Genomic DNA, 20,579 nt, shown 5'->3' on the forward strand with positions numbered 1-20,579 from the left:
CTCAGCGCTTCGTCACGCCCCAGAAGACCGGGACCGTGGTCGGACGCAGGCCCTCGATGTTGGCGCGATGCGCGGCCAGCGTGCGAAACTGGCCGGCGTTGATGTAGGGCAGCACCTCATAGGCGCGGGCATGGACGCGATGCAGGATCTCCTGCCGCTTCGCCGCGTCATTCTCCTCCCACCATGACCGGCGCAGATCCTCAAGCTGCTGGTCGCAGGGCCAGCCCGTCAGCCCGCCCTCGCAGGGGCTGGCGAGGTAGAGGTTGGTCAGCGGGTTCTGGCCATCCAGCACATTGGCGACGGTGACGAAGAAGTTCCAGCCGCCCTGGTCCACCGGCTCCCGCCGGTTGCGGCGCTGCGTGACCGTCGCCCAGTCCATGCTGGGCACGTCCATGTTCAGCCCCGCGCGCTGGAAGGCCTGCGCCATCACCAGCGTCGCGGCGTTGTTGATGGGGCTGTCGGCGGCGTTCATGAAGACGATGCGCTGGCCGTTGTAGCCGGCTTCCCTCAGCAGGGCGCGGGCACGTTCCACATTCGCCTCCCGCAGCCCCTGCGCGCCGGCGCTGCTCTCCAGCGGCGTGCCGCAGAAGAAGAAGGCCGGGCAATAGGGCACCTGTTCACTGGCGCGGATGCCGACGGCCTGCAGGACCTCCTGCTGGTTGATAAGGTGCAACAGTGCCTGGCGCGCGGCGGGGTTGTTGAAAGGAGGTTGCGTGTGGTTGATGCGCAGCCAGACCATGAAGCCCACGGGGTTCAGCGCCATGGTGCGGATGTTGCGGTTGCGCTCCAGCGTCGGGACAATGTCCGGGGAGGGCTGCTCGATGAAGTCGATCTCGCCGGATTGCAGCGCGGCCGCGGCGGTGGCGGGGTCCGGCATCGCGATCCATTCGACGCGGTCGAGATTCACCACCTTGCCGCCGGCCAGGCCATCCGCGGCCTCCGCGCGCGGGCGGTAGTTCGGGTTGCGCGTGTAGATTGCGCGATCGCCGACGCGCCACTGGCTGGCCTGAAAGATGAAGGGGCCGCTGCCGGTCGCGTCCGTGATGGCCGTCGTCGCCGGCGTCTGCGCGATTCGTTCCGGCATCACGAACAGCGCGCTGGCGGTCGGCCGGGCCAGCGCCTCCGTCACCAGGGCGAAGGGGCGGGACAGGGTGATGGTGAAGGTCTTGTCGTCCACCACCTCCATGCTGGCCGTGGCCGCCGCCAGCGCGCGCCCGACGATGTCCCGCTGCGCCCAGCGGCGGATGGAGGCGACGGCATCGGCCGCGCGCACAGGCTGCCCATCATGGAAGGCCAGGCCATCGCGCAGCGTGAAGCGGTGCGACAGGCCGTCAGCGCTGGCGACATGCGTATCGACCATCTGCGGGCGCGCGACGCCCTGGCTGTCCAGCGCGAAAAGCTGGTCATAGACCATGAAGCCGTGGTTGCGGACGAAGGCCGCGGTGGACTGCACAGGGTCCAGGCTGGCCAGATCGTTGATCAGCACGACCCGCAGCGTGGACTGCGCCTGGGCCAGCCCCGCCGTGAGAGATATCGCGGCCGCCGCCACCGCCCCGAGCCACCGCCTGCGCATGCGTCACTTCCTCATCCCGATGCCGCGATCATCATCGCAGCGCGGCTGGCGGGCAATGATCTTTCCGCATCACCGGGTTGACGTGTCCCTATCGTCGTCTGACAGTCCCGTCATCTTTTGCGGTGCGGAAAATGGTATGCGGTGTACGGCGTGATGGCTGAGATGATCTTCACCGGCGGTCGCATCTTCCGTGGGCTGGCGGGCGGCTTCGCGGAGGCGATGGCCGTGCGCGACGGGCGCGTCCTGGCGGTGGGTGCGCTGGCGGAGGTGGAGGCGGCGGCGCCGGACGCACGGCGCATCGATCTGGCGGGCCGCGTCGCGATCCCGGCCTTCAACGAAGCGCATATGCACTTGCTGCCCTATGGCCTGGCGCTGGCCGGCGTGAATCTGCGCGCGGAACAGGTGCGCACACTGGATGAGGCGCTGAAGCGCATCGGGGACGCCGCGAAGGCCGCGCCCAAGGGCACCTGGGTGCTCGGCCGCGGCTATGACCATGCGGAACTCGATATCGGCCGCCACCCGACGGCGGCGGAACTCGATGCCGTCTCGCCCGACAATCCCGTCTTCATCGTCCGCACCTGCGGGCATATGGGCGTGGCCAACAGCGCCGCGATGCGCGCTGCCGGCGTCGGGCACAACACGCCGGACCCCGAAGGCGGCGTCATCGAACGCAAGGGCGGTGCGCTGACCGGCCTGTTCCAGGAACGCGCGATGCGCCTGGTGCGGGACGTGATCCCGCCGCCCGATGCGGAAGCCCTGGTCGCGGCGATCGAGCGTGCGGGCAACCACCTCGCCTCCTTCGGCTTCGCCAGCGCCACCGACATGAATGTCGGCATGACGGCGGGGATGGCGGAGGTCGAGGCCTTCCACGCTGCCCTCGCCGCCGGGCGTTCGCCGCTGCGGATGTGGAACGTGCTGGCCGGCAATCCGGAGGGCATCGCCCAGCAGGCGTGGGAAGCGGGGCTGCGGCCGAACCAGGGCGACGACATGCTGCGCTGGGGCGCGGTGAAGGTCTTTGCCGATGGCAGCGCGGGCGGGCTGACCGCGGCCTTCTTCGATCCCTATCTGGAAAGCGCCGGCGGCGGCACCGGTGTCTTCACCTTCCCGGACGACAAGATCCACGCGCTGCTGAAGCTGTATCATGAGCAGGGCTGGCAGCTCGACATCCACGCCATCGGCGATGCCGCGATCGAGCAGGTGCTGGTCGGCATGGAACAGGCGGACAGCGCGGCGCATCCCTTTGCCGGGCGCCGCCACCGCATCGAACATTGTGGCTTCCTGAACCGTGACCAGATGCGCCGCATGAAGGCGCGCGGCATCCTGCCGGTGCCGCAGCCCGTCTTCATGTACGAATTCGGCGACCTCTACATCCGCAACCTCGGCCTGCCGCGCAGCGAGAACGCCTACCCGATGCGGACCTGGCTGGAGGAGGGGCATCATCCCGCGGCATCCTCCGACTGCCCTGTCTCCACCGTTGATCCGTTCATCAACCTCTTCACCATGATCACCCGCAAGACCAGCCGCGGCACCGTGATGGGGCCTGGCGAGGCGCTGACGGTGGAGCAGGCGGTGCACTGCCAGACCTGGTGCGGCGCCTACACGCAATTCGCGGAGGATCGGCGCGGCACGCTGGAGCCCGGCATGCTGGCCGACATCGCCGTGCTGTCCCGCGACATCTTCTCCAGTTCGCCCGAGGAGATCCTGCACGACACGCGCGCCGACCTGACACTGCGCGGCGGCTCCGTGATCTTCGACCGGCACGGGGAGGCCGCCTGATGCTGCGCCACGCCGTCCAGCGCCTGCTGCTGGCCGTGCCGGTGATGTTCGGCGTGCTGCTTGTCGGCTTCCTGCTGATGCAGGTGGTGCCGACGGACCCCGCGGTGGTGCGTGCCGGACCGAATGCCAGCGCCGAGATCATCGAGGCGATCCGCCGCGACCTCGGCCTCGACAAGCCGCTCTGGCTGCAGTTCTTCCTCTATCTCGGGCGGCTGGCGCAGGGCGACCTCGGCGTCTCCATCATCAACAACGTGCCCGTCGCGCAGGAGCTCGGCACCACCATCGGCCCGACGCTGGAACTGATGGTGGCGAGCCTGGTGTGGTCCATCCCGCTCGGCCTCTTCCTCGGCACCATCGGGGCCTATTGGCGCGGCTCGCTGATCGATCGCGCGGTGATGGCGATCAGCGTCGCGGGCGTCTCCGTGCCGGTCTTCTTCCTCGGCCTCGTGCTGATCTGGGTCGTCGGCTTCCAGTGGCAGTGGCTGCCCTTCACGGGGCGGGAGGGGCCGCTCTGGACCTGGCAGGGGCTGCGCGCGGTCATCCTGCCGGCCATCACGCTGGGCGGCGTCTTCGTCGGTCCCGTGGCGCGCATGACGCGCACCGCGGTGCTGGATGTGCTGGGCGCGGACCATGTGCGCACCGCGCGCGCCAAGGGCCTGCCGGAGCGCATCGTCGTGCTGCGCCACGCGCTGCGCAACGCGATGGTGCCGGTGGTGACGCTGATCGGCCTGCAGATCGGCTTCCTGCTCGGCGGCGCGGTGGTGACGGAGACGGTCTTCTCCTGGCCTGGCGTCGGCAGGCTCGCGGTCGGCGCCATCCTGTCCTCGGACTTCCCGATGGCGCAGGGCACCATCATCGTCCTCTCGCTCGGCTTCATCCTGGTGAATTTGACCGTCGATCTCCTCTATGGCGTGCTCGATCCGCGGGTGCGCGCGGCATGAGCGGCGTGCAGCCCCCCGCGCGGCCCTCCACGCTGCGCGTCCTGCTGCGGGAGCCCGCCGCGGCTGTCTCCGCCGCGCTGGTCGCCATCACGGTGCTGGCGGCGCTGCTGGCGCCGTGGCTGGCACCCTATGATCCGTATGAGACCGACCTGATGGCGATCATGCAGCCGCCAGGCGGGGCCTATCTGCTGGGCACGGATGGGCAGGGGAGGGACATGCTCTCCCGCCTGCTCTACGGGCTGCGCGTGACCTTGACGATGGGCGCGTTGAGCCTTGGCTTCGGCGGCGTGCTCGGCGTGCTCATTGGTTTCTGCGCGGCCTATTACCGCCGCGTGGACGGGCTACTGATGCGACTGGCGGACATCATGCTTTCCTTCCCCGCCATCCTCTTCGGCCTCGCCATCGCGGCCATTGCGGGCCCGGGTGTGACGGCGGTGGTGATCGCTCTGTCTGTTGCCACCGTGCCGCTGATGGCGCGTATCGCGCGATCGACCGCGCTGGTGGTGCTGGGTCTCGACTACATCGAGGCCGCGCGCGCGCAGGGCATGGGGGATGCGCGGCTGATCTGGCGGCACCTGATGCCGAACTGCCTCTCGCCCATCCTGGTCTTCGCCACGCTGCGCTTCGGGCAGGTGATCCTGCTGGGGTCGGCGCTGTCCTTCCTCGGCCTCGGCGCGCAGGCGCCGATCGCGGAACTCGGCGCGATGGCGGCGCAGGGGCGCACCTTCCTGTTCTTCGCGCCGCATATCAGCGTCATCCCCTCGGTCGCGATCTTCGTCATCGTCCTCGCCTTCAACGTGCTGGGGGATGCGCTGCGCGATGCGCTCGACCCCCGGCTCCGCGTCTAGAACCAAGCAGGGAGAACCAAGCATGAGAACCGGACTGCTCCGCCGCGGCATGATCGCCGCCGCCGCACTCGCCGCGACGCTGCCCGCACTGCCCGCGGAGGCGCAGACGCCGCGCAACACCGCGGTCTTCATGCGGGAGATCGATGCGGACCGCTACGACCTGCACCGCAGCACCGCGCGCGGCGCCGGTGAGATCGTGACGCTGATGACGGACACGCTGGTCAGCATGGACTGGGATGGCCGCACCATCCGCCCGGGCCTGGCCGAGAGCTGGACGGTGTCGGAGGACGGCAAGCTCTACACCTTCCGCCTTCGCCGCGACGTCACCTTCTGCGACGGCAAGCCGATGACGGCGGAGGACGTCGTCTATTCCATCAACCGCTGGATCGCCCCCGCCACGCGCAGCCCCGTCGCCTGGCGCGCCGGCCCGGTGAAGGAGATCCGCGCCGTCGATCCCTACACCGTCGAATACGAACTGAACTCGCCCTTCAGCGAGCTGCTGTCGCAGCTGACGCTGTTCTTTGCCGGCATCATCGACCGCGCGACGGTCGAGCGGCTCGGCGACAATTTCGGCACCCAGGGCTTCAACGGCACCGGCCCCTATTGCTGGGCAAGCTGGACGCCGCGCAGCGAACTGGTGCTGACGCGCCATCCGAATTACCGCTGGGGCCCGCCCATCTTCGAGAATCGTGGTCCGGCGCATGTCGAACGCATCGTCTGGCGCGTGGTGCCGGAAGCGACGGCCCGCCTCGCGGCGCTGCAGACCGGGCAGGCCGATGTCACGCAGTACATCCCGATGGTGGCGGTGGACAGCGTGCGCCGCGTGCCGACCGTGACAGTGACGACGCAGCCGAACTACTTCTGGGACTACTATCTCGGCTTCAAGGTGGATAAGCCGGTGGTGAGCGACCGCGCCGTGCGCCGCGCCATCCACCAGGCCGTGGACCGTGCCGCGCTGGTCCGCGCCGTCTGGTTCGGCCATGCCCAGCCCGCGCTGAACATCGTCAACCCGAACACGCTGGACTACGACGCGCAGTCGGACACGCTGGTCCCGCGCTTCGATCCCGCCGCCGCCGCGCGCACGCTGGATGAGGCCGGCTGGCGCATGGGCTCCGACGGCATCCGCGTGAAGGACGGCCAGCGCGCCACCTTCCTGACCTATGGCATCAACACGCTGGAGAACCAGCGCCAGGGCGAGATTATCCAGCAGGCGCTGCGCCGCGTTGGCATCGAGATGCGCGTGCAGCTCTTTGACGCCACCGTGGCCTGGGGCCGCATGGCGACGCAGGAATTCGACGCGCTGTTCCTCTCCTACCCCTATTTCTCCGCGGGCGATGCGCTGGCGCTCTACTGGCACAGCCGGGCGCGTCCGACGCCGAACCGGATGAACTGGAACGACCCGCAGACGGATGCCTGGCTGGATGAGGCGCGCAGCGCCACCGACCCCGCCGTGCGCGCCCGCGCGCTCGCCCTGCTCCAGCGCAAGCTGGCGGAGGAAGCGCCCTGGCTGACCACGGCGCGGGAGAATCTCTATGTCGGCAACAGCAACCGCGTGACCGGCGTGCGCGCCCATGGCCTCTACGGCATCGGCGTCTACAAGGCGCTGGACATGCGGATCGTGCGATAATCAAGGGGGAAACAAAGGGCATGGCCACCACCGTCATCCGCAACGCGGACCTCGTCGTCGCCTGGGATGCCTCGACGAAGAGCCACACCTACCTCTCGGATGCCGATGTGGCGTTCGAAGGCGGCGCGCTGACCTTCGTCGGCCGGGGCTATACCGGCCCGGCGGAGGAGGAGATCAGCGGCCGCGGGCTGATGGTCATGCCCGGCCTTGTCAACATTCACTCGCACCCCTCCAGCGAGCCGATGAACAAGGGGCTGATCGATGAGATCGGCAGCCCCGGCCTCTACAACTCCTCGCTCTACGAATTCATGCCGATCTTCCGCGCGGATGCGGAAGCGGTGCCGAGCTGCGTCCGCGTGGCGCTCTCGGAACTGCTGCTCTCCGGCGTCACGACGGTGGCCGACCTCTCCATGGCCCATCCCGGCTGGATGGACCTGCTGGCGGAATCCGGCATGCGCGTCTGCATCGCGCCCATGTTCAAGTCGGCCAAGTGGTTCACGAAGAACGGCCATGTCGTCGAATACGAATGGGACGAGGCCGCCGGCGAGAAGGCGATGGCGGAGGCGCTGTCGCTGATCGAGCGCGCGGAGCAGCATGAGTCCGGGCGCCTCTTCGGCATGGTCGTGCCGGCGCAGATCGATACCTGCACCGACACGCTGTTGAAGGAGAGCTTCCAGGAAGCCGGCAAGCGTGGCCTGTCCTGGCAGATTCATGCCGCGCAGTCGGTGGTCGAGTTCCACGAGATCACTCGCCGCCACGGCAAGACGCCGATCGGCTGGCTCGACAGCATGGGCCTGCTGAGCGAGCGCAGCATCATCGGCCACGGCATCTTCCTGGACGACCATCCTTCCACGCGCTGGTGGACGGATACCGACATGAAGCGCCTGGCGGAGACCGGCACCACCGTCGCGCATTGCCCCACCGTCTTCGCCCGCCGCGGCATCACGCTGAAGCATTTCGGGCGCTACAAGCGCGCCGGCGTCAATATGGGCCTCGGGACGGATACCTATCCGCACAACATGCTGGATGAGATGCGGCTCGTCGCCTATCTCGCCCGCACCCAGGCCAATGACCCGCGCAGCATGACGACGACGGAGCTGTTCGACGCCGCGACGGTCGGCGGCGCGCAGGCGCTGGGCCGCGAGGATATCGGCCGGCTCGTCGCAGGCGCCCGCGCCGATTTCGTGCTAGTGGATGTCACGCATCCCCGCATGCGGCCCTCCCGTGATCCCGTCCGCAGCCTGGTCTATGCGGCGGGCGACCGCGCGGTGAAGGATGTCTTCGTCGATGGCATCAAGGTCGTGGCCGACGGCCAGGTGCTGACCATGGACTACGCCGCGGCGGCGGAGCACCTGAACGAGGCGCAGAAGCGCATCATCGACCGCGCGCCGGCACAGGACTGGGCGCATCGCCCGGTCGAGGTGTCGAGCCCGCCGACCTTCCGGTGGTCGTGACCCCGCTCCTCGAAATCCAGGGGCTGCGGACGGTGTTCCGCAGCGCCAATGGGGACATCGCCGCGGTCGATGGCGTGGACCTGACGGTGCCGCGTGGCCGCACCCTCGGCATCGTGGGGGAGAGCGGCTGCGGCAAGTCCATGCTGTCGCTCTCCGTCATGCGGCTGGTGCCGCCGCCCGGCCGCGTCGCTGCGGGGCGCGTGCTGCTGGAAGGTCGCGACCTGCTGACCCTCTCCACGGCCGAGATGCGCGCCGTGCGCGGCGGGCAGGTGGCGATGATCTTCCAGGAACCCATGACCAGCCTGAACCCGGTGCATCCGATCGGGCTGCAGATCACGGAGGCGATGCGCGCCCACGACCCGCGCGCCAGCGCTGCCGAACTCCGCGACCGCGCCATCGCCGCGCTGGAACGCGTGCGCATTCCCGCGCCCGCGCGGCGCTATGACGAGTTCCCGCACCAACTCTCCGGCGGCATGCGCCAGCGCGTGATGATCGCGATGGCGCTGGCCTGCAAGCCGAAGCTCCTGATCGCCGATGAGCCGACGACGGCGCTCGACGTCACGGTGCAGGCGCAGATCCTCGACCTGCTGCGCGACCTGCAGCAGGAAACCGGCATGTCCATCATCCTCATCACCCACGACCTCGGCGTGGTCGCGGAAATGGCCGATGAGGTGGCGGTGATGTATGCCGGCCGCGTCGCCGAACGCGCCTCCGCGCGCGATCTCTTCGGCAGCCCGCAGCACCCCTACACGCTCGGCCTGCTCGGCTCCGTCCCGCGCCTCGACGAGGATCGCGAACGCCTGCTGGCGATCGAGGGCGCGGTGCCGCCACCCTTCGCGCTGCCCCAGGGCTGCCGCTTCCACCCCCGCTGCCCCTTCGCGATCGAGGCCTGCACCAAGGCGCAGCCGCCGCTGGAGGCCATCGAGCCCGGGCACCTCGCCGCCTGCATCCGCGCGCCGGTCGAAAGCGCGGTGGAACTCACGCCATGAGCCTGCTCGACGTCACCGACCTCACCAAGCACTACCCCGTCCGCCAGGGCATCGTCGTGGCGAAGCAGGTCGGCACCGTCCGCGCGGTCGATGGCGTCTCCTTCCGCATCGAGCGTGGCGAGACGCTGGCGCTGGTCGGCGAATCCGGATGCGGCAAGTCCACCACCGCGCGCCTCGTGCTGCGCCTGATCGAGCCGACCTCCGGCACCGTCCGCTTCGACGGCCAGGAAGTGTCGGGCGCCGCGCTGCGCACGCTGCGGCGCCGCGTGCAGGTCGTCTTCCAGGACCCCTATGCCAGCCTCAATCCGCGGCTGCGCGTCGGCGAGACCATCGCGGAGCCGATGGAGGTGCATGGGATCGGCGATGCGACATCGCGGGAGGCGCGGGTGCAGGAGTTGCTGCGCCTCGTCGGCCTCGCGCCCTTCCATGCGCAGCGCTATCCGCATGAATTCAGCGGCGGCCAGCGCCAGCGCATCGGTATCGCCCGTGCCCTTGCGGTGCAGCCGGACCTCATCGTCTGCGACGAGCCCGTCAGCGCCTTGGATGTCTCGATCCAGGCGCAGGTGGTGAACCTGCTGAAGGACCTGCAGCGGCAGTTCGGCCTCTCCTACCTCTTCATCGCGCATGACCTCGCGGTGGTGCGGCACATGGCCGACCGCGTCGCCGTCATGTATCTCGGCCAGATCGTGGAGACGGCGCCGAAGGCGGACCTGTTTGCCGCGCCGCGGCACCCCTACACCCAGGCGCTGCTGCGCGCGATCCCGCACCCCGATCCGCGCAGGCGCGGGCAGGTGACGCCGCTCGGCGGCGATGTGCCGAGCCCGATGAACCCGCCGCCGGGCTGCCGCTTCCACACGCGCTGCCCCTTCGCGCAGGATGTCTGCCGGAAGGAGGAGCCGGTGCTGCGCGACATCGCCGCCGGCGCGCGCGTGGCCTGCCACCTCGCGGAAACGCTGCCGCCCTTCGCCGTGGATTCCGGCGACGGCCTCAGCGACATCGCCACGCGGCGCCTGGCCCTTTATGCCGCCGCCAAGGAACGTCGCGCCTCAGGCGTCGGGTAGCGCCTCGCCCCGCAAGGCTTCCCACAGCGCGGCGGTGTCGTGGAAGACGTCGTAGGCGGCGACACGACCCTCGCGCAGCGTGAAGACATTCGCCACGCGCGCCGCGACTTCCTTTCCCGTGGCGCGGGCGCGCCAGCGGCCGGACAGCACGACCACCACCGTGTCGCCCTCCGTCACCCGGCGGATCGGCGTCACCTCCAGCACCTCCAGGTGCTTCGCGACGGCCGCGAAGAAGCGCATCGCCTCCGCCACGCCGCGCCAGCTGCCGCTCCAGGGCAGAAGGCCAGGGCGGCCGGCATAGGTGATGATGAGGTCCGGCGTGGCCACCGCCGCCAGCGCCGCCGCATCGCCCGCCTTGATGGCGGCGTACCACGCCGCCAGCACATCCTGCGTCATGCCGCCGCACCCTCCCTGGTCGTCCGGCAAGGCTGCCCGTAATCTCCGCGCGACGACAGGGGAGGGCAGGCCATGGTCATGCAACTGGTGGCGCCGCGCTTGATGCTGATGGGCGGCGGGTCGGTGGCGAAGCTGGCGGAGGTGCTGGCGCAGCTCGGCCTCTCCCGCCCCCTCGTGGTGACCGATCCCTTCATGGTCTCCTCCGGGATGGTGGAGCGCGCGCTGGCGCCGCTGCGGGACGCGGGCCTCGCCTTCGCCGTCTTCAGCGAGACGGTGCCCGACCCGACGGACACGGTGATCGAGGCCGGAGTCGCCGTGCTCAAGGCGGGCGACTATGACTGCCTGGTGGGCTTCGGCGGCGGCAGCCCGATGGACACGGCGAAGGCCATGGCGATCCTCGCCGCCGCGCCCGCCGGCACGCATATCCGCGCCTTCAAGGTGCCGGCCGCCGCCAATACCGGCGCCGTGCCCATCATCTGCGTGCCGACCACGGCCGGCACGGGCAGCGAGGCCACGCGCTTCACCGTCATCACCGATACCGAGCGCGACGAGAAGATGCTGATCGCGGGCCTCGGCGCGCTGCCGCTGGCCGCCGTGGTGGACCATGAGCTGACCTTCAGCCTGCCCGCCCGCATCACCGCGGATACCGGCATCGACAGCCTGACCCATGCGCTGGAAGCCTTCGTCAGCAAGCGGGCCAATGCGGTCTCCGACGACTATGCCCGCAGCGCCATGCGCCTCATCGCGCCCAACCTCCGCCGCGTCTGGGCCGATCCCTCCAACGCCGAGGCGCGGGAGGCGATGATGCGCGGCGCGACTTTGGCGGGGCTTGCCTTCAGCAATGCCAGCGTGGCGCTGGTGCATGGCATGTCGCGGCCGGTCGGCGCGCATTTCCACGTCCCCCACGGCCTGTCCAACGCCATGCTGCTGCCCGCCGTCACCGCCTTCGGGCTGGAAGCCGGCCGCGCCCGCTACGCGGAGGCCGCGCGGGTGATGGGTGTCGCGACCGAGCAGGAGGGTGACCAATCCGCCGCGCAGCGCCTGGTGGAGGAACTGCGCGCGCTCAACCGCGACCTGAAGGTGCCGACGCCGGCCGGCTTCGGGATCGATGCGGACAAGTGGAACGGCCTGCTGCCAGTGATGGCGCAGCAGGCGCTCGCTTCCGGCAGCCCGGGCAACAACCCGCGCGTGCCGGACGCCGACCAGATCGTGGCGCTGTACCGCGAAGCCTATGCCTGAGTGAGGCTGGCCCGCCAGGCGCCATGCCAAGCGGGCAGGGCCGGCGGGGGCAGGGGACGGCCGACGCCGAAGCCCTGCGCGACGTCGCAGCCCGCCGCGGCGGCGGCGCGCCAGGTCAGGCCGTCAGCCACCCCCTCCGCCACCACCAGCATGCCGCGCCGGCGGGCCTGGCGGACCAGGCTTTCCACCGTGGCGCGGGCGCGGCGATTATCCGGCATGGCCAGCACCAGCTTGCGGTCCAGCTTCACGCCGGCGAAGGGCAGGGCGAGCAGGCTGCGGCGATGGTCATCCAGGCCGAGGTCGTCCAGCAGCACGCCGTAGCCGCGCCGCGCCAGGCGTGCCAGCGCGCGGCGGAGCAGCGCGGTATCCCGCACCTCCGTGCTTTCCGTCAGTTCCAGCAGCAGGCTGGCGGGGGAGAGGCCGGCGGCCGCCACCTCCGCATCCAGCCAATGCGCCATGTCGCCTTCCAGCAGCACCGCAAGGGGGACGTTGAAGGACATGCGGAGCGGCGGCGCCTTGGGCAGCGCGGCCAACTCCCGCAGCGCACGCCGGGCCACGGCGCGGGTGAGGCGCGTGGCGAGGCCTTCCCGCTCCGCCATCGGGATGAAGCGATCGGCGCCGAGCGCCGCGGCCGGACGCTCCCAGCGGGCCAGCGCCTCCACCAGCACGGGGCGGCGATCGGCCATGCGGACCATGGGCTGGAAGCGGACGGTGATCTCGCCGCGATCGAGGCCGGCGGCCAGGGCGGCGACGTCGCTGGCCGGCATCTCCCCGGGCGTGCCGCCGGCGATGAGCGCGGCAGCGAGCGCGGCGCCTTCGGCATCGACGCTCCGCAGACCCGGCGTGACGGGCTGCCCGGGGCGATGCACCACGACGACGCCGGTGCCGCTGAAGGGGTCGCGCAGCGCACTCAGCAGGGCGTCGCTGTGGCTGCCGCCATGGCCGCCTTCCAGCACGAGATGGCGGGGGGCAAGGCCGGGCCCGACCAGGTGGCCCAGCGCCTCCGCCCCCGTCGTCACGAGAACGGGCGGAGGACCAGCCAGGCGCTGGGCCGCGTCGCGGGTGGCGGCGATGACCAGCGGATCACTGGCCAGCAGCAGCACCGCGCCGGGCTCCGTCATGGCGCGCCGAGAGCGCCTGAGCATGAACTCGAATTCTCCCCGCGGCACCGCGCGATGACGGCGCCTTCGCGCGCAACGGCAGGTCCGGGCGCGCCCCAGACGTGTAGCAAGCTCCGCCGGGGAATGCCACGGCGTCTCAATTGCCGTGAAAAAAAATCCTTTGTGGTAACTGCGCGTGTGGAGTCAGGCCCGGCGAGGCAGCCAGGGCTCCTCCGCCCAGAGGCGTCGCAACTCCCCGTCCGCGCGGGTCAGGACGCGACCCCAGGCTTCAGGGCCGAGGAAGCGGGCATTCTGCCCGAGCGAGGCGGCCTGGGCGGCGAAATCCTGGTCCGCCGCCATCGCCTCCAGCCCTGCCAGCAGCGTGGCGCGGAAGGTGTCGGGGGCAGCGGCGTTCAGCGCGAATCCGCGCTGCGCGGCGGCAACCAGGTCGAGCCCCTGTTCGCGCAGGGTCGGCACATCGGGCGCCAGCGGGCTGCGCCGGGCGGCGGCGATGCCGATGCCGATCAGCTTGCCCTCCCGCAGGGCAGCGATGGCGTCCGGCATGGCGACCATGGCGGCGGCGACATGGCCTGAGATCGCCGCCTGGCGGGCGGCGGCGGCGGAGGGAAAGGCGAGGCGCGCCAGGTCGAGCCGGCCTTCGAGGCGCAACCCCGCGAAATGGGCGGCGCTGCCCGGCGGCGGCGTGCCGAGCGTGCCGCGGTCGCCGAGCGCGCGCAGCGCGGCGAGGTCCGGCGGACCGGCGGGCGCGCCGATCAGCACCATGCTTTCCTCGATGACGGCGGCGAGCGGCGCGATGCGCTCGGCCGGGGAGGTCTCCCCGGCCTCCACCGCCCGGGCCAGCAGCAGGGGCGTGGTGACGACGCCGACCAGCTTCTGGTCGGGCCGTGCGGAGGCCAGCAGCGCCACGGCTTCCAGGCCGAGGCGGCCCGGATGGTTGCGCACCGTCAGCGCCAGGCGGGGCAGGCAGCGCTCCAGGAAGGGTGCGACGCCGCGCGCCCAGAGATCGGCCGGCGATCCCCCCGGCGCGCCCACCAGCAACTCCACCGGGTTGCGGCGCGCGGCCAGCGCCGGCGCGGGCATCAGCGCCGCGACCCCCAGCAGCAGCGCCGCGCGGCGGCGGAGCGGCGCGCCTGTCACGGCGCCGCGGCCTGCGGCACCGCCGGGGTGTCGCGCCGCAGCGTCTTCGCCCCGGTGAACAGCACGATCGGCGCCGCGATGAAGGTGGAGGAGGAGGTGCCGACGATGATGCCCGCGATCATCAGCCAGGCGAAGCCCGACAGCGTATCGCCACCGAACAGCGCCAGCGGCAGCGCCGTCAGCAGCAGGGTGACGGAGGTGCCGAGCGTGCGGTTCAACGTCTCGTTGATCGAGAGGTCGACCAGGTCGCGCAGCGGCATCGTCTTGTACTTGCGAAGGTTCTCCCGCATGCGGTCGAACACCACGACCTTGTCGTTGGCGTTGAAGCCGATGATGGTCAGGATCGCCGCCACGGTCGTCAGGTTGAACTCGATGCCCGTGACCACCATGATGCCGATGCATTTGGTGGTGTCCAGCAGCAGGGTCGCGACACCCGCCACGGCGAACTGCCATTCGAAGCGGAACCAGATGTAGAGCAGCATCGCGAGGAAGGAGAGGCCGAGCGCGATCAGGCCGCCGCGGAACAACTCGGCCGAGACGCGGTTGCCGACTGCCTCCACCCGAAGCACGCGCGTGCCGGGCGACGCTTCCTCGATCGCACCGCGGACGCGGTTGACGGCCTGCTGCGTGCCGGCCTCGTCGCCCTGGACGGGCAGGCGGATCAGCAGCTGGTCGCGGCTGCCGAATTCCTGCACGCCGACATCGCCGACATTGGCGGCGGAGACCGCGCTGCGCAGCCGCGGCAGGTCGGCGGGGCCCGGGGTGCGGACCTCCATCACGATGCCGCCCTTGAAGTCGATGCCGCGTTCCAGCCCCGGATAGAAGGCGAGGATGACGGAGGCGGAGGAGAGGATGGCGGAGACGATGAGCCCGGCCACCGCCCCCTTCATGAAGCGGATGCGGGTATTGTCCGGGACGATCCGGAACAGCGGGCGGGAGAGCAGGCGGAACATGGTGTCTCTCCCTCAGACCGGCAGCGTCTGCGGACGGCGGCGGCGATACCAGATCGAGGCGAGCAGCCGCACCACGACGGTCGCGGTGTACATCTGCACGACCGTGCCGATCGCGACGGTCACGGCAAAGCCCTTCACCGGGCCGGAGCCGAAGGCATAGAGGCAGGCCATGGCGATGAGGTTGGTCAGGTTGCTGTCCATGATGGTGCCGGATGCCTTGCTGAACCCGGCTTCCAGCGCGTTGATCGGACTTCGCCCGAGCTTCGTCTCCTCCCGTATCCGTTCGTTGATCAGCACGTTGGCGTCGAGCGCGGTGCCGAGCGTCAGCACGATGCCGGCGATGCCGGGCAGGGTCAGCGTGGCGCCGATCACACTCAGGATGCCCATCATGATGATGACGTTGGCGACGAGCGCGATGTTCGCGAGCCAGCCGAAGAAGCCATAGGCCAGGCCCATGTAGAGGAAGACGAAGAGCGTGCCGGCGGCGAGCGAGAGCAGGCCCGCGCGGATCGCATCCGCGCCGAGTTCCGGCCCGACGGTCCGTTCCTCCACCACCGTCAGCGGCGCGGGCAGGGCGCCGGCGCGGAGCAGCACCGACAGGTCGTTGGCGCCGCGGACATCGAAGCTGCCGCTGATCTGCCCGCGGCCGCCGGTGATGGGTTCGCGGATGACGGGCGCGGTGATGACGCGGTCGTCGAGCACGATGGCGAAGGGCCGGCCGACATTCTGGCGTGTGATCTCCGCGAAGCGGCGGGTGCCGACGCTGTCGAAGGCGAAGTTCACGACCCATTCGCCGGTGCGGCCATCCTGGCCGGCGCGGGCATCCGTCAGGTTGGCGCCATCGACCTCCACCCGCCGGCGCACGGCATAGCGTTCCTGGCCGCGATCGCCGGGCAGGAACATGGTGCCGGCGGGGGGTGTCGGCGCCTGCAGGTTCGCCGTCTCATCCACCAGGTGGAAGGTCATGCGCGCCGTGCGGCCCAGCAGGTCCTTGATGCGGGCGGGATCCTCCACGCCCGGCAGCTGGACCAGGATGCGGTTCTGGCCCTGGCGGGCGATCAGCGCCTCGGCCACGCCGGTCTCGTCGATGCGGCGGCGGACGATCTCCAGCGACTGCTCGACGGCGCCGCTCGCCTTGGCGCGCAGCGCCACCTCCGTCAGCACCGCGGTCACGGTGCCATCGGGGCTGGTCGTGACCTCGATATCCGGCTGGGTCGCGCCGGCGCCGGCGGGCACGGCGATGGCGGCTTCCCGCAACAGGCGGGCGACATCGGCGGCGCGGCCGGCGTCGGAGACGCGGAGTGTGATGCGCCGCTGTTCCTGGTTGGCGCTCAGCCCGGTGTAGAGGATGCGCGGATTGGCGGAGGCGGTGCCGCGGCGGACGCTGTCCACCAGCGATTCCAGGCGTTCCCGCACCATGGCGGAGGTATCGACCTCCAGCAGCAGGTAGCTGCCGCCGCGCAGGTCGAGGCCGAGGTTGATCTGGCGCGCCCAGTCGGGCAGCACACTGCGCGGAAGCACGTTGGGCACGCACAGCAGCATGCCGAAGAGGCACACGCCGACCACCGCGAGCGCCTTCCAGCGGGCGAAGTACATCATGAGCGCAACGAAATCCTGGCCAAGGTCAAGGAAGCCCGCGCCCCGCAAGGGGCCGTGCCGCACGGGCGGAACATGCGCGGGACCCCCCCCTGATGCAAGCCCGCGCGGGAAGGAGTATCCCGGCGGGGCTTGATGAGGGGTGTTTCCGGATGGTGCTGCGCGTCGCGCTGCTGGGCTGCGGTCATTTCGGGCGGTTCCATGCGCTGAAGGCGGCGCGCGCGCCGCGCGTCGAGTTCGTCGGCCTCCACGATGCCGACCCGGCCCGGGCCGCCACCGTGGCCGCCGAATGCGGGGTGCCGGCGCTGTCGGCGGAGGCGGCGATCGACCGGGCCGATGCCGTCATCGTCGCCGCGCCGACGCGTTTCCACGCCCCGCTCGGCCGCCAGGTCCTGGCCGCGGGGCGGCACCTTTTCATCGAGAAGCCCATCGCCGGCAGCCTGGCGGAGGCCGAGCACCTCTCGGCCCTGGCCCAGGCGGCGGGAAAGGTGCTCCAGGTCGGCCATATCGAGCGCTTTTCCGCCGCCTTCCGTGCGGTGCGCCAGGCGCCGGCCGGCGGCCGCGCGCTGCATTGGGAGGCGGTGCGGGCGGCGCCCTTCCGGCCGCGCTCCCTCGATGTCTCGGTCGTGCTGGACCTGATGATCCATGACATCGACCTGGTGCTGACCCTGGCCGGGGAAGCGCCGGAGACCGTGGACGCGACGGGTGCGCGGGTGATGTCGGACCATGCCGATTTCGCCGTGGCGCGGCTCGGCTTCTCCGGTGGCCGGTCGGCCACCATCACGGCGTCCCGCATCTCGCTCGCCATGGAGCGGCGGCTTCGGGTGCTGGGGACGGAGGGCGAGATGAGCGTCGATTTCCTCGGCCGGTCGCTCGCCGTGCTGCGCCGGGGCGGCGCGGAGCCGGTGGCGACCATGCCGGGCTATGGCATCGATCGCGGCGGCTGGACCGACCATGACAGCCTGGAGGCCGAGCAGGCGGGCTTCGTCGCGGCCTGCCTGGATGGCGTGGCGCCCGAAGTGGGCGCGGCGGAGGGCATCGCGGCGCTGAAGGTGGCGCTGGCCGTGGAGGCGGCGATTGGCTGAACGCGCGGTCGGTGTTTCTTTTAGGAAATACTGCGGCGTTCAGGCCACTAACCCATTTAGCCCGATTATGCCGTTTATGCGCTTTTAGCACCGATTTTCGCGGGCGGCGGTCCGGCGCCAGGGGGCCGGTTGGCCCGCCAAGGCATGGCTTCGCCCCGTGATGGCGAGAACATAAAGAAAACGAGGGCGGATCGCCAGCGATTTCGGATGGCGGTCACGGCGTGGCCGCAACCTCCACGCCGAAGGCGTCCCGGAAGCCTCGCGCGCCTTCCGGCGTGACGAGCAGCGTGCGGCCGCCCTCCCGCCGCCGGACCCATCCCAGGTCGAGGCAGCGCGTGCAGAGCGCGGCGCCGAGCACGCCCGCCACATGCGGGCGTCGTTCCGACCAGTCCAGGCAGGGGCGGCAGAAGAGGCGGCCGCGAGCGGGACGCGCCATGGGGATGCCGAAGGCTTCGAGGAAGGCCTCACCGGACGGCGTCACGGCACCGCCATCCGGGCCGAGTTCCAGCACGCCGCGCGCCACCATGGCATCCGCCAGCGCCACGGCGAGGCGGCCGGCCAGGTGGTCGTAGCAGGTCCGGGCGGCGCGCATCGCGGCATCCCGCGGGCCGAAGGGGCGCGCCGCGCGGGCAGGGGGCGCGCCCCCTTCCGCGACCGCCATGATGCCTTCCAGCATGCGCGCCACGCCCGCCGAGGCCAGGCGGTGGTAGCGGTGCCGGCCCTGCTTCTCCATGGCCAGCAGCCCCGCCCCGGCCAGGCGCGCCAGATGGCCGCTGGCGGTCTGGGGCGTGATGCCGGCGCTGGCGGCGAGCTCGCCCGCCGTCCGGGCCCGCCCATCCATCAGCGCGGCGAGCATGGCGGCGCGGGCGGGGTCCCCGACCAGGGCGGCGGTTTCGGCCAGGGCGTTGATGCTGGGCATGGCGGGGCCTGCGATCGATGGCAGGCGCAGTCTTCCACATCCGGCCGCGCGAGGCTTCGGGCGCGGCGGAAGCATCGCGCTGTCAGGCGCTGCCGGCCATGGTCCGGGCGTTCTCATGCTTCAGCGGGATCTCGATGCCGCAGGTCAGGCCCTCCGGCTCCCACGCCATGGTGACCCGGCCGCCCAGCTGGTCCTGCACCGTCCCGTGCAGCACGCGCGACCCGAAGCCGGGCTTGCGGCGCTGCAGGGGCGCGGGGCCGCCGCGTTCCTGCCATTCCAGCCGCAGCAGGTCGCCGGCGCGGCGGTCCAGCGTCCAGGACAGGCAAAGCCGACCCTCGGGCCGCGACAGCGCGCCATACTTGATGGCATTGGTCGCGAGTTCGTGGATGGCCATGGAGAAGGGCTGCGCCGCGCCGGCCGGCAGCACCACCCGGTCGCCGGACAGGCGCACGCGGGGGCCGCCCGGGGTGGCGACCAGGAAGGTGGCGAGTTCGCCCTGGATCAGGCCGCGGAGGTCGGCGCCGGACCAGCGATCGGCGGCGAGCAGCGTCTGCGCCCGGGCCAGGGCCTGGATGCGGCCCTCGATCGCATCGACGAAGCTGTCGATCGTCTCGGCCCGCGTCAGGCGCAGCGCGGCCTGGACGACGGCCAGCATGTTCTTGGCGCGGTGGTCGACTTCCCGCGTCAGCAGGGCCTGGCGTTCATGGGCGCGGTGCTCCTCATCCACGTCGATCATCACGACCAGCGCCGCGATCACGACCTTGTCGGGGCCGAGCACCGGGACGCCGCTGACGCGGCACCAGCGCGGCGGCTGGTCATCGACGGCATGGAGGAAATCCATCCCCAGCGTGACTTCGCCGCGCAGCGCGCGGGCGCCGGGGAACTGCTCCGGCGGGATGCGGCGGCCCTGCGGGTCGAAGCCGACCCAGGTCGTCACGCGGTCCGGATCGGTGGAAGGGATGCGCGGGCGGCCGAGGAGACGACGGAATTCAGGGTTCGCGATGATGACCTGGCCGGACGGCGCGACGAGGCCGGCGCCGATCGGCAGGTGCTCCACCACCGTCTGCATGCCCTCGGCCTGGCGGAGCGAGGATTCGACTCGCTGGCGTTCCAGCGCGGCCTCCCGCAGCCGCGCATTGGCGGCGCGGAGTTCCTGGGTGCGGGCCTCGACCCGCCGCTCCAGCTCCTGGTGGCTGGCGCGGAGTTCCTCCAGCACCCGAAGCCGTTCCACGGCGGCGGCCAGCAGGTTGGCGTAGCTGCGGAGGAAGGCGATGTCGGAGGGGATGAAGTCGCGCGCGGCGCGGCTGTCCACCTCGAGGATCCCGAAGGGCGGGCGGCTGTCCCCGCCCAGGATCAGCACATTCGCGAAGGCGCGCACGCCATGCTCGACCAGGAACCGGGGCAGGGTGAAGCGGTCGTCCTTGTCGGCATCCGCACAGATCACGGGCTCCTGCGATTGCAGCGCCAGCGTCTCCACCGGCGCTTCCTCCGGCGCCAGGCGCATCTGGCCGACGATGCCGGGCTGCCAGCCGACGCCGGCGCGGACCAGCAGGCGGTCCGGGCCGCGCTCCACCTCGATGACCTTGGCGAGGTCGGTGCCCAGCGCCTCCGCCACCAGGCGGCAGGCCTCGGTCAGGATGGCGTCGATATCCTCCGCCTTCAGCGCGAACTCGCCGAAGCGGGCGAGCACCGATTGCTGCCGGAGCAGCTCGTCGCGTTCGCTGACATGGCGGCTGGCAGTCGGGCGGGTCGACAGAGGATGGTCCCCCTTGGGGAGAAGGGTTGGCGTGGCGGCGGTCCTGCCGGGCGAAGACGCAACAGGCGTGGTGGGAGCATGCTTGCTCGGCTCTCCCGAGGCTGGGGC

17 protein-coding genes are annotated in these 20,579 nt (G+C 71.0%); 9 read left to right on the forward strand and 8 right to left on the reverse strand.

Annotated elements, in window-relative coordinates; all coding sequences use genetic code 11:
• Window position 1: 1 nt before the first annotated feature.
• Window positions 2–1,573: an ABC transporter substrate-binding protein gene (locus G3576_RS11100; RefSeq protein ID WP_164694439.1), complete on the reverse strand. Its 1,572-nt coding sequence runs from the start codon at window positions 1,571–1,573 to the stop codon at window positions 2–4.
• Between the two features lie 153 nt (window positions 1,574–1,726).
• On the opposite strand from G3576_RS11100, the gene G3576_RS11105 reads away from it, so the two are divergent.
• The 7 genes from G3576_RS11105 to G3576_RS11135 are packed head-to-tail and all read left to right on the forward strand — an operon-like array spanning window position 1,727 to window position 10,269.
• Window positions 1,727–3,349, forward strand: coding sequence for an amidohydrolase (locus tag G3576_RS11105; RefSeq protein ID WP_164694440.1), 1,623 nt, complete (start codon window positions 1,727–1,729; stop codon window positions 3,347–3,349).
• Window positions 3,349–4,290 carry an ABC transporter permease gene (locus tag G3576_RS11110; RefSeq protein ID WP_164694441.1) on the forward strand — a complete coding sequence of 314 codons (942 nt, stop codon included), beginning with the start codon at window positions 3,349–3,351 and terminating at the stop codon, window positions 4,288–4,290. Before G3576_RS11105 ends, G3576_RS11110 begins: the two co-directional genes overlap by 1 nt.
• Window positions 4,287–5,138 (forward strand): ABC transporter permease, encoded by an 852-nt coding sequence (locus G3576_RS11115; RefSeq protein ID WP_164694442.1) that lies wholly within the window; start codon window positions 4,287–4,289, stop codon window positions 5,136–5,138. The genes G3576_RS11110 and G3576_RS11115 overlap by 4 nt, the downstream gene beginning before the upstream one ends.
• A 22-nt stretch (window positions 5,139–5,160) precedes the next feature.
• Entirely contained in the window at window positions 5,161–6,765 is a 1,605-nt protein-coding gene (locus G3576_RS11120; RefSeq protein ID WP_164694443.1) for an ABC transporter substrate-binding protein, read from the forward strand.
• Window positions 6,766–6,785: 20 nt separating this feature from the next.
• The gene (locus G3576_RS11125) at window positions 6,786–8,219 is read left to right on the forward strand and encodes an amidohydrolase family protein (RefSeq protein WP_164694444.1); all 1,434 of its coding nucleotides are present in this window, start codon (window positions 6,786–6,788) and stop codon (window positions 8,217–8,219) included.
• Window positions 8,216–9,208 carry an ABC transporter ATP-binding protein gene (locus tag G3576_RS11130; RefSeq protein ID WP_164694445.1) on the forward strand — a complete coding sequence of 331 codons (993 nt, stop codon included), beginning with the start codon at window positions 8,216–8,218 and terminating at the stop codon, window positions 9,206–9,208. The genes G3576_RS11125 and G3576_RS11130 overlap by 4 nt, the downstream gene beginning before the upstream one ends.
• Window positions 9,205–10,269 (forward strand): ABC transporter ATP-binding protein, encoded by a 1,065-nt coding sequence (locus G3576_RS11135; protein WP_164694446.1) that lies wholly within the window; start codon window positions 9,205–9,207, stop codon window positions 10,267–10,269. Before G3576_RS11130 ends, G3576_RS11135 begins: the two co-directional genes overlap by 4 nt.
• Here G3576_RS11135 and G3576_RS11140 read toward each other — a convergent pair.
• A complete protein-coding gene (locus G3576_RS11140) occupies window positions 10,255–10,665 on the reverse strand; it encodes a nuclear transport factor 2 family protein (protein ID WP_164694447.1) in 411 nt (136 codons plus the stop codon). The two genes, G3576_RS11135 and G3576_RS11140, sit on opposite strands and share 15 nt — an antisense overlap.
• Window positions 10,666–10,737: 72 nt before the next feature.
• Here G3576_RS11140 and G3576_RS11145 point away from each other — a divergent pair, with 72 nt between their 5' ends.
• The gene (locus G3576_RS11145) at window positions 10,738–11,904 is read left to right on the forward strand and encodes an iron-containing alcohol dehydrogenase (protein WP_164694448.1); all 1,167 of its coding nucleotides are present in this window, start codon (window positions 10,738–10,740) and stop codon (window positions 11,902–11,904) included.
• Here the strand turns inward: G3576_RS11145 and G3576_RS11150 are convergent.
• From G3576_RS11150 to secD, 4 genes are all read right to left on the reverse strand, one after another.
• A complete protein-coding gene (locus G3576_RS11150; RefSeq protein ID WP_164694449.1) occupies window positions 11,895–13,049 on the reverse strand; it encodes an EAL domain-containing protein in 1,155 nt (384 codons plus the stop codon). The genes G3576_RS11145 and G3576_RS11150 overlap by 10 nt on opposite strands.
• Before the next feature lie 159 nt (window positions 13,050–13,208).
• On the reverse strand, window positions 13,209–14,162 hold the full coding sequence (locus G3576_RS11155; protein WP_164694450.1) for a tripartite tricarboxylate transporter substrate-binding protein: 954 nt from the start codon (window positions 14,160–14,162) through the stop codon (window positions 13,209–13,211).
• Window positions 14,159–15,106, reverse strand: coding sequence for a protein translocase subunit SecF (secF, locus tag G3576_RS11160; RefSeq protein WP_164694517.1), 948 nt, complete (start codon window positions 15,104–15,106; stop codon window positions 14,159–14,161). The genes G3576_RS11155 and secF overlap by 4 nt, the downstream gene beginning before the upstream one ends.
• Before the next feature lie 21 nt (window positions 15,107–15,127).
• Window positions 15,128–16,714 carry a protein translocase subunit SecD gene (secD, locus tag G3576_RS11165; protein ID WP_164694451.1) on the reverse strand — a complete coding sequence of 529 codons (1,587 nt, stop codon included), beginning with the start codon at window positions 16,712–16,714 and terminating at the stop codon, window positions 15,128–15,130.
• A 92-nt stretch (window positions 16,715–16,806) separates the two neighbouring features.
• On the opposite strand from secD, the gene G3576_RS11170 reads away from it, so the two are divergent.
• Window positions 16,807–17,796, forward strand: a complete 990-nt coding sequence (locus G3576_RS11170; protein WP_235951748.1) for a Gfo/Idh/MocA family protein — start codon at window positions 16,807–16,809, stop codon at window positions 17,794–17,796.
• A 214-nt stretch (window positions 17,797–18,010) separates the two neighbouring features.
• Here the strand turns inward: G3576_RS11170 and G3576_RS11175 are convergent, their stop codons facing one another.
• Together G3576_RS11175 and G3576_RS11180 are read right to left on the reverse strand one after the other, a co-directional pair.
• Window positions 18,011–18,715 (reverse strand): ArsR/SmtB family transcription factor, encoded by a 705-nt coding sequence (locus tag G3576_RS11175; protein ID WP_164694452.1) that lies wholly within the window; start codon window positions 18,713–18,715, stop codon window positions 18,011–18,013.
• Window positions 18,716–18,797: 82 nt separating this feature from the next.
• Entirely contained in the window at window positions 18,798–20,405 is a 1,608-nt protein-coding gene (locus tag G3576_RS11180; RefSeq protein ID WP_164694453.1) for an HWE histidine kinase domain-containing protein, read from the reverse strand.
• Between the last annotated feature and the right edge of the window lie 174 nt (window positions 20,406–20,579).

This window comes from Falsiroseomonas algicola, from assembly GCF_011040385.1.
Lineage (GTDB): Bacteria > Pseudomonadota > Alphaproteobacteria > Acetobacterales > Acetobacteraceae > Falsiroseomonas > Falsiroseomonas algicola.

Bases quoted from the DNA above. Each gene is read 5' to 3' on its own strand.
- G3576_RS11120 (WP_164694443.1), top strand. From the start codon at position 5,161: ATGAGAACCGGACTGCTCCGCCGCGGCATGATCGCCGCCGCCGCACTC.
- G3576_RS11175 (WP_164694452.1), bottom strand. From the start codon at position 18,715: ATGCCCAGCATCAACGCCCTGGCCGAAACCGCCGCCCTGGTCGGGGAC.
- G3576_RS11140 (WP_164694447.1), bottom strand. From the start codon at position 10,665: ATGACGCAGGATGTGCTGGCGGCGTGGTACGCCGCCATCAAGGCGGGC.
- secD (WP_164694451.1), bottom strand. From the start codon at position 16,714: ATGATGTACTTCGCCCGCTGGAAGGCGCTCGCGGTGGTCGGCGTGTGC.
- G3576_RS11115 (WP_164694442.1), top strand. From the start codon at position 4,287: ATGAGCGGCGTGCAGCCCCCCGCGCGGCCCTCCACGCTGCGCGTCCTG.
- G3576_RS11105 (WP_164694440.1), top strand. From the start codon at position 1,727: ATGGCTGAGATGATCTTCACCGGCGGTCGCATCTTCCGTGGGCTGGCG.
- G3576_RS11145 (WP_164694448.1), top strand. From the start codon at position 10,738: ATGGTCATGCAACTGGTGGCGCCGCGCTTGATGCTGATGGGCGGCGGG.
- G3576_RS11100 (WP_164694439.1), bottom strand. From the start codon at position 1,573: ATGCGCAGGCGGTGGCTCGGGGCGGTGGCGGCGGCCGCGATATCTCTC.
- G3576_RS11125 (WP_164694444.1), top strand. From the start codon at position 6,786: ATGGCCACCACCGTCATCCGCAACGCGGACCTCGTCGTCGCCTGGGAT.
- G3576_RS11170 (WP_235951748.1), top strand. From the start codon at position 16,807: ATGCAAGCCCGCGCGGGAAGGAGTATCCCGGCGGGGCTTGATGAGGGG.
- G3576_RS11135 (WP_164694446.1), top strand. From the start codon at position 9,205: ATGAGCCTGCTCGACGTCACCGACCTCACCAAGCACTACCCCGTCCGC.
- G3576_RS11110 (WP_164694441.1), top strand. From the start codon at position 3,349: ATGCTGCGCCACGCCGTCCAGCGCCTGCTGCTGGCCGTGCCGGTGATG.
- G3576_RS11150 (WP_164694449.1), bottom strand. From the start codon at position 13,049: ATGCTCAGGCGCTCTCGGCGCGCCATGACGGAGCCCGGCGCGGTGCTG.